Source organism: Paenibacillus sp. FSL L8-0158, assembly GCF_038592965.1.
GTDB lineage: Bacteria > Bacillota > Bacilli > Paenibacillales > Paenibacillaceae > Paenibacillus > Paenibacillus polymyxa_D.
Genome location: NZ_CP151949.1, coordinates 3,405,914 through 3,419,542, shown reverse-complemented (window position 1 = coordinate 3,419,542; position 13,629 = coordinate 3,405,914). Strand labels below are relative to the sequence as shown.

At 47.8% G+C, this 13,629-nt stretch carries 14 protein-coding genes; all 14 read left to right on the top strand.

The window, feature by feature from the left end:
- Positions 1–44: 44 nt before the first annotated feature.
- The 14 genes from ndk (at position 45) to NSQ68_RS14800 (ending at position 13,227) form a co-directional block, all read left to right on the top strand.
- Positions 45–488: a nucleoside-diphosphate kinase gene (gene ndk / locus NSQ68_RS14865; protein WP_307346143.1), complete on the top strand. Its 444-nt coding sequence runs from the start codon at positions 45–47 to the stop codon at positions 486–488.
- Between the two features lie 30 nt (positions 489–518).
- Entirely contained in the window at positions 519–1,319 is an 801-nt protein-coding gene (locus tag NSQ68_RS14860) for a protein-glutamate O-methyltransferase CheR (protein WP_023989169.1), read from the top strand.
- A 229-nt stretch (positions 1,320–1,548) separates the two neighbouring features.
- A complete protein-coding gene (gene aroC / locus NSQ68_RS14855; RefSeq protein ID WP_013310720.1) occupies positions 1,549–2,718 on the top strand; it encodes a chorismate synthase in 1,170 nt (389 codons plus the stop codon).
- A gap of 1 nt (position 2,719) precedes the next feature.
- Positions 2,720–3,814, top strand: coding sequence for a 3-dehydroquinate synthase (gene aroB / locus NSQ68_RS14850; protein ID WP_342426391.1), 1,095 nt, complete (start codon positions 2,720–2,722; stop codon positions 3,812–3,814).
- A gap of 2 nt (positions 3,815–3,816) precedes the next feature.
- Positions 3,817–4,191 carry a chorismate mutase gene (aroH, locus tag NSQ68_RS14845; protein WP_307346134.1) on the top strand — a complete coding sequence of 125 codons (375 nt, stop codon included), beginning with the start codon at positions 3,817–3,819 and terminating at the stop codon, positions 4,189–4,191.
- Positions 4,192–4,577: 386 nt separating this feature from the next.
- Positions 4,578–6,128: an anthranilate synthase component I gene (trpE, locus tag NSQ68_RS14840; protein WP_342426390.1), complete on the top strand. Its 1,551-nt coding sequence runs from the start codon at positions 4,578–4,580 to the stop codon at positions 6,126–6,128.
- Between the two features lie 34 nt (positions 6,129–6,162).
- Entirely contained in the window at positions 6,163–7,209 is a 1,047-nt protein-coding gene (gene trpD, locus NSQ68_RS14835; RefSeq protein WP_342426389.1) for an anthranilate phosphoribosyltransferase, read from the top strand.
- Entirely contained in the window at positions 7,199–7,993 is a 795-nt protein-coding gene (gene trpC, locus NSQ68_RS14830; RefSeq protein ID WP_342426388.1) for an indole-3-glycerol phosphate synthase TrpC, read from the top strand. The genes trpD and trpC overlap by 11 nt, the downstream gene beginning before the upstream one ends.
- The gene (locus NSQ68_RS14825; protein WP_307346123.1) at positions 7,990–8,661 is read left to right on the top strand and encodes a phosphoribosylanthranilate isomerase; all 672 of its coding nucleotides are present in this window, start codon (positions 7,990–7,992) and stop codon (positions 8,659–8,661) included. The genes trpC and NSQ68_RS14825 overlap by 4 nt, the downstream gene beginning before the upstream one ends.
- Complete coding sequence (gene trpB / locus NSQ68_RS14820) at positions 8,658–9,863, top strand: tryptophan synthase subunit beta (protein WP_342426387.1); 1,206 nt, start codon at positions 8,658–8,660, stop codon at positions 9,861–9,863. Before NSQ68_RS14825 ends, trpB begins: the two co-directional genes overlap by 4 nt.
- Complete coding sequence (gene trpA, locus NSQ68_RS14815) at positions 9,850–10,656, top strand: tryptophan synthase subunit alpha (protein WP_307346119.1); 807 nt, start codon at positions 9,850–9,852, stop codon at positions 10,654–10,656. Before trpB ends, trpA begins: the two co-directional genes overlap by 14 nt.
- Positions 10,657–10,713: 57 nt before the next feature.
- Complete coding sequence (gene hisC / locus NSQ68_RS14810; protein WP_307346116.1) at positions 10,714–11,817, top strand: histidinol-phosphate transaminase; 1,104 nt, start codon at positions 10,714–10,716, stop codon at positions 11,815–11,817.
- 26 nt (positions 11,818–11,843) lie between these two features.
- Positions 11,844–12,932, top strand: coding sequence for a prephenate dehydrogenase (locus tag NSQ68_RS14805; protein ID WP_342426386.1), 1,089 nt, complete (start codon positions 11,844–11,846; stop codon positions 12,930–12,932).
- 13 nt (positions 12,933–12,945) lie between these two features.
- Complete coding sequence (locus tag NSQ68_RS14800) at positions 12,946–13,227, top strand: hypothetical protein (protein ID WP_342426385.1); 282 nt, start codon at positions 12,946–12,948, stop codon at positions 13,225–13,227.
- The last annotated feature ends 402 nt before the right edge of the window (positions 13,228–13,629 follow it).

Here is a 13,629-nt window from a genome sequence, read left to right as displayed (position 1 = left end):
TTTAGTACTGTATAAATACATTAGATTGGATTGGGAGTGAGCCGATGGATCGTACTTTTTTGATGGTTAAACCGGATGGTGTACAACGTGGATTGATTGGACGTATCATTAGTCGTCTGGAAGACAAAGGCTTTAAAATGGCGGCTGGCAAGCTTGTACAAGTATCAAGAGAACAGGCAGAACGGCATTATGCGGAGCATGTGGGCAAGCCTTTTTTTGAAGAGCTTGTAAGCTTTATCACATCAGGCCCTGTGTTTGCTATGGTATGGGAAGGGGATAACATCGTTACGCTTTCCCGCTTGTTGATTGGTAAAACACAAGTAACCGAAGCTCTTCCGGGCACAATTCGTGGAGACTTTGCAGCACATACACCGTTTAACCTCATTCATGGTTCAGATTCACCGGAGAGCGCAGAGCGCGAGATTGCAAATTTTTTCATGCCGGAAGAATCCGTTCGGTATGAAAAAAGTGTGGCGACCTGGATGTAAGTTTAATTACTTATGAAGAAGGATGGTAGCATGACGGATATGGAACTGGGTCAGACGGACCCCGATTACACAGCGTTTATCCGCAAAATCAAGGACAGCACAGGTATTGATCTTGCACAATACAAAGAAGCACAGATGAAAAGGCGGTTAACTACGCTTCGCAACAAAAACGGGTTTCCCAGTTTTGTTTCTTTTTATGATGCCATGATGAAGGAAAAACCTCTATTCTATGAATTTCTGGATCGGATGACGATCAATGTTTCGGAATTTTGGCGAAATCCCAATCGGTGGGAAGTACTGCGGGATACCATCCTGCCACAGCTGCTTGTTGGAAAGCAGAAGCTTAAGCTGTGGAGTGCGGCCTGCTCGACTGGTGAAGAGCCTTATAGCCTGGCTATGGTTCTCGACGGTAAAGGGATTTTGGGGAATTGCTCCATTACAGCTTCCGACATTGATGATGGTGCATTGGCAAAAGCCAAGGAAGGCAAATATTTGGAGCGTTCGCTCAAGGATGTGCCTGAGCAGGTAGCTAGCAAATATTTTAAGCCGGATGGTGCGATGTATCGAATTGATGACCGTTTGAAACAAGCCGTGAAATTTCAAAAGCAAAACTTGCTGCTGGATCGGTTTGAGGATGGCTATGATCTCATTATCTGTCGAAATGTAATGATTTATTTTACAGAAGAGGCCAAACACACGTTGTATCAAAAGTTTGCAGCCAGTCTTCGTCCCGGCGGTGTATTGTTTGTAGGTAGCACAGAGCAAATCTTTTCTCCTAACCAATATGGTCTGGAATCGACGGAAACCTTTTTTTATCGCAAAAAAGCATAAGCCTGCATATATCATCCAAAGTTTTATAGGAACTTATTTATATCCTTGAGTAATTGATGGTTGGCTTATTAGCAAAGCACGTCCTTTAGCCCCTTTGGCTAAGAGGCGTGTTTTTGTTTATCTGCATACACGTGGCTTTTCTTGTCAAAGAAAGGTGCGTATACTATAATGAAGCACAGTTAAAGATTTTAGCGATGCACAGTTTAACAGTTTAAAGGGGGAACGCGTCATGAGTTTACGTTATTTAACCGCGGGGGAAACGCATGGTCCCCAGCTAACTGCCATTGTAGAGGGTATGCCGAGCAATTTAAAATTGGATTTTGAGGAATTGAATTTTCAGCTGCACCGTCGTCAGAAAGGATATGGACGGGGTCGGCGTATGCAGATTGAAAAAGATACGGCGAAGATTGCCGGAGGCGTTCGTCACGGCTATACCACGGGTGCACCGATTGCGCTGGTTGTAGAAAATAACGATTGGAAGCACTGGCAGAACATTATGAATATTGAGCCTATTGAAGGCAGCGATGAAGAAAAGCGTCGGGTTCACCGGCCACGTCCGGGTCATGCGGATTTGAATGGCGGAATGAAATACAACCTGAAGGATCTTCGTAACGTGCTGGAGCGCTCCAGCGCACGTGAAACAGCAATTCGTGTGGCATGCGGCGGTTTGGCTCGTCAATTGCTGGCTGAGTTCGGAATCAAGGTGGCAGGTCAGGTCATTCGTATTGGGGAAATCGAAGCTCCTTATCGCGATTTGCCGATTGATGAGCTGATTGCGGTCACAGAAGCCTCCTCGGTGAGAGTAACCGATCCAGAAACCGAAAAGAAAATGGAAGCATATATTGATCTGATCAAGCAAGAAGGTGATTCAGTCGGTGGGGTAGTGGAATGTATTGTAGAAGGTGTTCCGATTGGTCTGGGCAGTCATGTACAGTATGATCGGAAGCTGGATGCACGTATCGCACAAGGCGTCATGTCGATTAATGCATTTAAAGGTGTGGAAATCGGCATCGGTTTTGAAGCAGGAGAGTTGCGCGGTTCACAGGTGCATGACGAGATTCTATATGATGAGGAACGTGGATATCACCGTCGTACCAATCGTTTGGGTGGTTTTGAGGGGGGCATGACGAATGGAATGCCAGTTGTGGTTCGTGGCGTAATGAAGCCGATCCCCACACTCTACAAGCCTCTGCAAAGCGTCGACATTGATACAAAGGAAGCGTTCACCGCACAGGTTGAGCGTTCGGATGCATGTGCAGTACCCGCGGCAAGCGTAGTTATGGAGCATGTGGTAGCTTGGGAGATTGCAAAAGCTTTACTAGAAAAATTCGGCGGGGATTCGATTGAAGAGATTCGTGCGAATATTGCATCCTACGAAGAACAACTGGGGCGGTACTAAAATGAGTACGCTGACGGTACAGCTTGGCGAACGTTCTTATCCTATTCATATCGGACGAGGACTGTTATATCGAGCCGGAGAGTTGTTGAAGGAACGAGGAATTGCGCAAAAAAGCCCGTTGTTAATTGTTTCTGACGAAAATGTAGCGGGATTCTATTTGGCAACATTGGAGAGCAATCTTCAGGCATGTGGCTACAAGACGGTGTCCTTTGTCGTTAAGCCTGGTGAAACCTCCAAGTCGCTTGCTGTATTTGAGCAGCTCATAACAGCAGCCATTGAGGGCGGTTTGGATCGCAATTCAACCGTTATTGCACTTGGGGGTGGTGTCGTGGGTGATTTGGCTGGATTTGTGGCAGCTTCTTATATGAGAGGTGTCAAGTTTGTACAGATCCCCACTACGATTCTGGCCCATGACAGTAGCGTGGGCGGTAAGGTCGGCATCAACCATCCTTTGGCGAAGAATATGATAGGAGCTTTCCACCAACCGGAACTTGTGTTGTATGACGTAGATACGTTGTCTACACTGCCTCCTCGTGAGGTATCTGCGGGGCTTGCTGAAATGATCAAGCACGGTTTGATCTGGGATGCTGATTTCGCCCAGTGGTGCCGTGACCATGCGACTGATTTGCTTGCACTGGATGCGACAGCTCTGGAGTACGGTCTGGAAAAGGGATGTTCCATTAAAGCCGAAGTGGTGTCACGCGATGAACGAGAAAATGATATACGCGCTATTCTAAACCTAGGTCATACGATTGGTCATGCGATTGAAGCTATTGCGGGATATGGTGAGTTTTTACACGGGGAAGCCATTTCGATTGGAATGGTCGGCTCCGCACTCTTGGGCGTGAAGCTGGGGGCCGATCCTTCTTTGGTAGATGAAACGAAGGATATGTTGTCTTCACTACGGCTACCGATCTCCCTTCCGTCACATCTCGATACAGATCGGCTGCTGGACGCGATGATGCATGACAAAAAGTTCAAAGAAGGCAGCATTACTTTTGTCGTCCCACGTAGCATCGGGCACGTGGAGGTTGTGAAGGATATTTCCGTCTCTTACATCCGAAGAGTTATTGAACAGTTAAAAGAGGGGGCGTAACGATGTACAATCGTGGAATTCGTGGCGCGACGACCGTAGCGAATAATGAAGAAAACGAAATTTTGGAAGCAACATGCCAACTACTAGAGGAAATTGTATCCTACAATGAAATTCAGCCAGAGGATATTAGTAACGTATGGGTTACGGTGACCCATGACCTGGATACTGCCTTTCCAGCCAAGGCCATTCGTCAGCTTGATGGCTGGGATATGGTTCCGCTCATGTGTTCATTAGAAATTCCTGTTGCAGGCAGTTTACCCAAGTGTATCCGTTTGATGGTACAGGTGAACACCGATAAATCCCAGCGTGAAATTAAACATGTATATTTGAACGGAGCGCAGGCGTTAAGACCGGATCTGGCTTCCCAAGGGAAATAAGCGCCCGGTTTTAAAGTTGATGGTTGCCAAAATAACATCCCATGAGATATAGTGTGTGTAGCAGAGTTAAGTAGAGTAGAGTTAGCCAGAGACAGAGTTGAGATGAGAAGAGTGCAGCCTTAGCCAATTCCATATGAGATTACAGAGATCGGCGGTAGCGGGTAAGCTTTTGTCTATGAAGAGATATTCTTCTACAGAGAAGCTTATTTGAGGCAACCTGCGCGGTTATACCAAAGGGATGAGTGTATACTTATCTATTTGCTGTAGTCATTTTACATATGGAGCATTCTTATAATTTCAATAACTGACAGCCTCTACCTTACCGGTAGAGGCTTTTTTATATTCTCTCCTTTGGTTCTGCGCCAATTTGGAAAGGAAGTGATCTCATGTTAACGCCGCATGTGGAGCAAGTGATAACGATGGCGAGTGAATTTAACCTGATTCCTGTGTACAAAAAAGTGCTGGCTGATATGGAGACGCCGATTCGGATTTTCCGTCGGTATGCCGAGCGGGACCGTGCCTTTCTGCTAGAGAGTGTAGAGGGAGGCGAGCAGTGGGCGCGACATTCGTTCATCGGTACAGATCCGTTTCTAATGGTCTCGGGTAAAAAAGGACGTTTAATATTGGAACAACACGGTAAACGGCAAATATTAAACGACAAGCCGATTGAAGAGCTCAAAACATTGCTTCGTAAATACCGTAGTCCGAAACTGAAAGAAATGCCTCCATTTACAGGCGGGGCTATCGGATTTTTTGGATATGACCTGCTTCAATATTATGAAAAGCTGCCAGAGCATTCGGTAGATGATTTGAATATGGATGATATTCGTTTTATGTTCTGCGATCAAGTCATTGTCTTTGATCATGTGAAACAGCAAATTTTGCTGGTCGGCAATGTTCATGTAGGCGAAGGGTTCCGCGATGAGGATATTCGTGCTGCTTATGCTGATGTAGAACGCAAGTTGGAGGAAACGGCACAGTATCTGCGCAAGCAGCCTCAGCCTGAGCGATTAGGATCGGCCTCCATTCCTGATGATGTGGAACTGGGTGAAATTCAATCCAATGTGACGAAGGAACAGTTCATATCAAACGTAGAGCAGGCGAAGGAGTATATCCGATCCGGTGATATTTTTCAGGTTGTACTATCCCAACGTTTTCACATTGATACAGAGGCCTCTCCTTTACAGGTTTACCGCGTGCTGCGCACGATGAACCCGTCGCCATACATGTATTATTTGAAAATGGATGACGAGATCATCGTAGGCACTTCGCCTGAGGCACTCGTCAAGGTGGAAAACGGCCGGGTAGAGACCCGTCCTATTGCGGGAACGAGACCGCGTGGCGTAACGGAGTCAGAAGATGCGGCGCTTGCTGAAGAACTGCTGAAGGATGAAAAAGAACGTGCAGAACATCTGATGCTGGTCGATTTGGGAAGAAATGATTTGGGACGTGTATCACAGTTTGGCACAGTCAAATGCGACACGTTCATGGAGATTGAACGCTATTCTCATGTCATGCACATTGTATCCAATGTGTCAGGTGAGCTACGTGAGGACAAAGATTTCTTCGATGCTTTCCTGTCTTGTCTGCCAGCCGGCACCGTATCAGGGGCACCGAAGCTGCGGGCCATGGAGATTATTGCTGAGTTGGAGCGGGAAGCACGTGGACCCTATGCAGGGGCGATTGGATATTTGGGCTTCTCGGGCAATATGGACGCTTGCATTACGATTCGCACGATTGTGTTTAAAAAGAACCGGGCTTATGTCCAGGCAGGCGCTGGAATTGTGTGGGACTCGGTTCCGGAAAGCGAGTATCAGGAGACGGTGAACAAAGCAAAGGCATTGCTGAAGGCAATCCGCACGGCAGAAGTGATGTTCCCGGCAACGACACAGCCCTATAACAGCGTCATCAACCAGGATTATTTGTACACTCCATAACACGCAAAAATCTGATTTTGAGGAGGAGACGACAATGGAACGACATGACATGATGCAAGTGGGGTTAAGCCGGATCATTGAGGGACAGCATCTTTCGCGTACGGAGGCCCGGAGCGTAATGGAACAGATTATGAGTGGGAGTGCTACACAGGCGCAAATTGGCGGGCTGCTGACGGCTCTTCGCCTCAAAGGGGAAACGGTAGATGAAATCACTGGTTTTGCCGAGGCTATGCGTAGCTACGCTAGTCCAGTGCAAGCTGAGGAAGGCAACGGTCGTCTGCTGGACACATGTGGTACTGGAGGTTCGGGTATTCACAAGTTTAATATTTCCACGATATCCGCGATCATCGCAGCTTCGGTGTCTGTACGGGTAGCAAAGCATGGCAATCGTTCTGCAAGTGGCCGTGCCGGGAGCGCTGATGTCCTGGAGGCATTGGGAGTCAACATTCATTTGACGAGTGATCAGGCTAGGTCATGTCTGGACCGAATCGGCATTTGCTTTTTATTCGCACAGCTGTATCATCCGTCTATGAAGCATGCCGCCGCGCCGCGCCGCGAGCTGGGTGTGCGGACGGTATTCAATATGCTGGGTCCATTGACGAATCCGGCTGGTGCGGATCGGCAGTTGTTGGGCATTTATGACGCCAACAAAACGGAAGTCATTGCCGAGGTATTGAACCGGCTAGGCTCCAAACGGGCCATGGTTGTCAGTAGTCTGGATGGTCTAGATGAAATTAGTATTTCAGCTGCGACACGAGTATCCGAGCTAAGGGACGGCAAGGTTCACACGTTCGAGCTTCATCCGTCGGATTTGGGCTTGCAGACGCATTCTCTTGATCAGGTGCTGGGCGGTGACGCACAGGTTAACGCAGATATCATACGACGAATTTTAAACGGAGAGCATGGAGCTTATCGGGATGTTGTGTTAGCGAATGCAGGAGCGTGCATTTATGTATCAGGTGCAGCAGCTACCTTGACGGACGGAGTAGCACGAGCGGCCGAAGCCATTGACTCGGGACGGGCACTTTCCAAGCTGGACCAATTAATACAGGCAACGGGGGAATATCAATATGTATCTTGATAAAATTGTGGTGACGAAGCGACAAGAAGTGGAGCAACTTAAGGAGCATTTTCAAATAAGTAAAGCTGAACGATTAATTGTTGATTTACCTGCGACGAGAGGATTCGAAAATGCGATCGCGAGCGGACGCAACCGTCCGCTCGGACTGATTGCTGAGGTGAAGAAGGCTTCCCCTTCCAAAGGGCTGATTCGACCGGATTTCCATCCGGTGGACATTGCACGTGCATATGAGGGAGCAGGGGCGGATTGCATTTCTGTACTGACAGATGTGACGTATTTTCAGGGAAGTCCTGAATATTTACTGCAAATTCGCGATCAGGTGAAGATTCCGCTGCTGCGAAAGGATTTTATCATTGATGAACGGCAAATATATGAAGCTCGTTTGCTGGGAGCGGATGCGGTGCTGTTGATTGCCGCTATACTGGAACCGCGTGTATTAGGGTCCTTTTTACAAATTGCCAAGAACCTCGGGCTGGACGCATTGGTAGAGGTGCATGACAGTGAGGAGCTTAAAGCGGTGCTGGAGCTGGGGACAGCAACCTTGATTGGCGTAAATAACCGAAATCTGCGAACATTCGAGACTCGTCTCCAGACGACAGAGGAGCTGATCTCACTAATTCCTAAAGGGATTACGTTCATCAGTGAGAGCGGAATTGCGGGACCGGAAGATGTAAAGTATCTGCATTCGGTGGGTGCACACGGCATCCTGGTAGGGGAGCATCTGATGCGCAAGGAAGATGTAGGACAGGCTGTAACTGAATTGATGGACGGGATTAAAGCATGAACAAAACGGGCGTAAAAATTTGTGGACTTCAAAGCGTTGAAGTGCTAAAATCTATGGTAAACTTACCGGTCGATTATATAGGTTTTGTGTTTGCCGACAGCAAGCGCCGGATTGACGGCGTACAGGCTGGAGAGCTGCTTCGCGTATTGGATGAATGGACCTCAGGCAGCAGACCGCGCAGCGTGGGCGTATTTGTGAACCCTGGTGATGCACTGTTAAATGATGTGATGGAGAAAGCACCCTTGGATGTCATACAGCTGCATGGACAGGAGAGTCCAGAGCGCTGTCGGGAAATCAGGGAGCATTTTGGTATACAGGTATTCAAGGCATGGTCTGTGGACAGTCAAGGACAGAGAGAACAATCGGCTGACAAATTGGCTGCCTATGTCGGAACAATTGATGCTTTACTGCTCGATACATACGATCCCCTGTATGGTGGCGGTTCTGGAAAAACGTTTGCGTGGGATCGAATTCCTGCCTATCAGGCTTGGACCCATCAACATGGGATTCCTTTGTTTGTAGCCGGCGGGCTGACTGCCGATAATGCGGAAAAGCTGGTTCATGAGTATCATCCCGATGGGCTGGATGTATCCAGCGGTGTAGAGACGAACGGAGTCAAGGACTTTGCAAAAATCACAGCATTCGTAGAAAGGGTGAAGCGGGCATGACACAATTACCTGATAACAACGGACGTTTTGGAACTTTTGGAGGACGTTTTGTACCGGAAACGTTGATGAACGCATTGATTGAATTGGAGGAATCCTACCGTAAGTACGCGGATGATCCCGAGTTTAAAGCAGAGTTGAACGGGCTCCTAAAGGACTATTCTGGTCGGGAAACGCCGCTTTATCATGCGGAGCGTCTGAGCCAGCATTTGGGCGGGGCTAAAATTTACTTGAAGCGCGAAGATTTAAATCATACCGGTGCCCACAAGATCAATAATGCGTTAGCTCAGGGATTGCTGGCGAAGCGTATGGGTAAACAGAAGGTCATTGCTGAAACAGGCGCAGGACAGCATGGTGTCGCGACAGCGACTGTGGCTGCGTTGCTCGGATTGGAATGCAAAGTGTTTATGGGCGAAGAGGATACTGTGCGCCAACAGCTGAACGTTTTTCGGATGCAGCTTTTGGGTGCAGAGGTCATTCCGGTGACATCGGGTACACGTACACTTAAGGATGCCGGGAATGAAGCTTTGCGTTACTGGGTCAGCCATGTCCATGATACGTTTTATATTTTGGGTTCAGCTGTCGGCCCGCATCCGTATCCAATGATGGTGCGGGACTTCCAACGCGTGATTGGTGATGAAACACGTCGCCAGATCCTAGAGAAGGAAGGCAGACTTCCGGATGTCATCGTGGCAGCGATCGGTGGCGGAAGCAATGCCATCGGCATGTTTTATCCTTTTATTGAGGATCAGGGTGTCGCTTTGATTGGCGTGGAGGCCGCTGGAAAAGGTGTCGAAACGGAATTCCATGCAGCTACGATGACCAAGGGAACACAAGGGGTCTTCCAAGGCTCTATGAGTTATCTGCTTCAGGATGAGTATGGACAAGTGCAGCCTGCGCATTCCATCTCAGCTGGACTGGATTATCCAGGTGTTGGACCCGAGCATTCATACCTGAAAGATATTGAGCGGGCCAAATATGTTCCGATTACCGATCAGGAAGCGCTGGATGCGCTTCAGCTTCTCTGCCGTACCGAAGGAATACTTCCTGCATTAGAGTCGGCACATGCAGTTGCACAGGTCGTCAAGCTGGCACCTACGTTGACGGCAGATGATATTATTGTTATTTGTTTGTCTGGACGAGGGGATAAAGATGTGGACTCCATTATCAAGTATTGGGAGGAAATCCGTCATGAATTTAATTGATCAGGCGTTTGATCGCCTTAAAAATGAAGGCAAAACGGCATTAATTCCTTTTCTGACGGTAGGCGACCCGGATGTGGATACGACGATAGAGATCATTCGGCAGTTAGAGTCGGCCGGAGCTGACATATTGGAACTGGGTGTACCCTATTCCGACCCGCTGGCTGATGGTCCTGTAATTCAGCGCGCGTCTGAGCGTGCACTGAAACGGCAAATTTCCATCCGCACGTGCATGGAGACCGCTTCTTTGGCTAGGGCGGCAGGTTCAAGCCTGCCTTTTATTCTGTTCACGTATTATAACCCTGTATTACAGATGGGGATGGATGCTTTTTTTGCAGGCTTGCAGGAGCACGGTATCAGCGGTCTGATTATTCCGGATCTTCCGCTTGAGGAAGCGGAGGAGCTGGGAGGACGGGCAGCAGAGGTGGGTGTGCATCTGATCCCTCTGGTGGCTCCAACTTCTGAACAGCGGATCGAGCGAATTGTCCGTCAGGCCCGTGGATTTGTATACTGTGTATCCTCGCTGGGTGTAACCGGGGAAAGAGCTTCCTTTTTTGAAGGTATAGAGGGCTTTATCGCGCAGGTCAAACGGCATACGGATATTCCGGTAGCGGTCGGCTTCGGGATCTCTACTCCAGAACAGGTAGCCCGGTTTTCAAACATTTGCGATGGAGTTGTGGTCGGTAGTGCTATTGTACGTCAGGTGGAGGAGGCCATTCCATTGCTGGATGATTCCGCGCGCAGACAAGAAGGTCTTTTGCAAATTCATAATTTTGTGGCACAATTAAAGCAGTAGTGGGTGTCAAAATGGATAGTCATAAATATGTTCTGATTGGATAGAGGAGGTAGGGGCATGCAACCTAAACCGCATATTGTACATTTGCCAGTATATCAGCCCGGTAAACCGATTGAAGACGTAAAACGTGAGCTGGGACTTGATGAAGTCATCAAGCTCGCCTCGAACGAGAATCCGTATGGTAGCTCTCCTAAAGTGTTGCAGGCCATTCAGCAGGAGTTTGCTAACATTAGTGTATATCCTGACGGAAGTGCGGTAGCTTTGACACAGGCATTAGCTAAACGGACGGGTTTAAAAGAGGATCAGTTTATCTATGGCTGCGGATCTGACGAAATTATTGCGTTGATTACGCGTGCTTTCCTCCTTCCTGGGGAAGAAAGTATTATGGCCGATCAGACATTTTCCGTATACAAAAGTAATGTGGAAATTGAGGGAGCGGTTGCAGTCGAGGTGCCTTTGCGTGACGGTGTACATGATTTGGATGCTATGCTGTCCCGCATCAATGACCGTACGAAAATTATTTGGATCTGTAATCCAAATAACCCGACGGGCACGATTGTGCCCGAAGCAGAGCTGATTGCGTTTTTGGACCAAGTACCAAAGCATATCATGGTTGTACTGGATGAAGCCTACGCCGAGTTTGTGACGGATCGTTCTTATCCCGACGGCATTCGTTTGTTGCCAGTGTATGAAAATCTGGTTGTACTACGCACCTTCTCCAAAATCTATGGGCTTGCTTCGCTGCGCATTGGTTATGGTATGGGAGCCGAGTCCATTATTCGCTTGATAAATCAAGTTCGTGAACCGTTTAATACTTCACGGGTAGCACAGGCTGCGGCCATTGCTGCTTTGGAAGACCAGGAATTTGTTCAAGAATGCCGGGATCGTAATGCAGAGGGCAGAGCTTATTTGCAAAATGAGCTGAAGCGTCTGGGATTGGAGTCTTTCCCGGCACATGGTAATTTTATTATGCTGGATGTACGTCGTCCATCCGGTGAGGTATTCCAGGAGTTGCTTCGTAAAGGTGTGATTATTCGCGCAGGTCATCACAAATATCCGACATATATTAGGGTGTCCGTTGGATCACAACCGCAAAATGAGTTGTTTATTCGTGCGCTGGAACAGGTCCTGGGGGCGGAAGCGGCGAAAGTACGCCTATAATTTCCGCAGATGGGATTTGATAATTGATGAAGATTGCCATTTTCGGCGTGGGACTGATAGGTGGGTCCCTCGCACTTTGTTTTAAAGGGAAGCCGGATATTACTGTTGTCGGCCATGCCCATCTCCCTGAACTGATGGAACCGATGTTAAGCCGTGGTGTCGTGGACACCGCGACTCTCTCGGTTGAAGAAGCGGCAGAGGATGCCGATTTTATTTTTTTATGCGTACCTGTGGGCTTATTGGAGCATTATCTCGAACTGTTAAGCAAGCTACCGCTTAAAGCGGGTTGTATTATCACTGATGTAGGCAGCACAAAATCGGCAATCGCCAAAAAAGCATCAGAAATTACTTTGCGCAACGCTTACTTTATCGGTGGTCATCCGATGGCTGGTTCGGAGCGTTCCGGTGTAAAGGCTGCTTCCGCATTGTTGTTTGAAAACGCATATTATGTGCTTTCCCCGGCAGAGGGTGTGCCTGAGGAAGCATATAGTTCACTGGAACGTTTATTAAAATATACCAGTGCTCATGTTGTGCGTGTCCAACCAGATATGCACGATGACATTGTCGGTGCGATTAGCCATCTTCCGCACATTATTGCAGCGGCACTGGTGAATCAGGTACGAAAGCATAATGATGAAAATCCGTTGTACCGTACATTGGCTGCCGGTGGGTTCCGTGATATTACACGGATAGCCTCTAGTGATCCGGTTGTGTGGCGGGACATCTTACTGAGCAATCGTGAAGTTTTACTAGGCCTGTTGGAAGAATGGAACGGGCAGATTGAGCGTTTTACCCACTTACTGAGAATACAAGACGGTGAGGGAATCGCTGACGAGTTTTTGAAAGCTGGGCACTTCCGCAGTGAACTGCCAGAGCGTCGCAAAGGAGTCATCGTCTCTACGTTTGATCTGTATATTGATGTACCGGATACCCCAGGGATTATCGGGCGAATTGCTATGGAACTGGGGAATCACAGCATTAATCTGAGCAATATGCAAATCATTGAAAGCCGGGAGGATGTCCCAGGCATCATGCGGCTTTCCTTCCGTCAAGAGCAGGATTGGGAGCGTGCCAAGACTCTACTGGATTCGATGGGTTATAAAGTGGTGGTATAAGGTAGGAAAGTGTGTGTTGGTTAAAGGGGCACCGCTCCGCGATTCATTTGATCTTACGATCGCTGTTGCCTGCGGATTTTCTGAATATATGTTCAAAGGGGAAAATCCGCAGGCAAAGGCGAACGCTACGCTTCTCCAGATTCAAATGAACCTCTGCGCTACTGACCGCCTTAAAAGCACCATTTTTTCCGGGAGTGAAGGAGCAGGAAAAGATTTAAAGCGGGCGAAGGTCTCTTCGCCCGCTTTTTTGTTATTTGTAGGCAAATGGAATAGTCCTTCTTACTATTATTATTAAAAGGAAACAAAAAAAAGCCACCCGGGTAAAGCCCCGGGTGGTAGCTACTTTTAGTGAAGTAGCTGAGTAGGATAGGAGTGGAGAGAAACCATACTGTACTTTTATTATATGTATACGTTTTCATTTTGTCAATATTTTTTTAAAGCGTTTTCTTTTTGTGTAATTATCCTATTTGGTTTATTTGAATGGCCCGCTTTCAGTGAGTTTGTCATTTGATCTTGAAATAATTTAAAATCCATTGAAAAGCTGTATAAATGAATCAGTTGCCAGCGTTAGGGAGGCATTGATGGAAATCGTGGGGATTTTGGACTTTTTTACTGGCGGTCATTTTGTGGTACAATGGGTAAGTCCATTTTGGATGTTGAATATTGTTGGGGATAGCACCGTTAATGTTGGCACTAC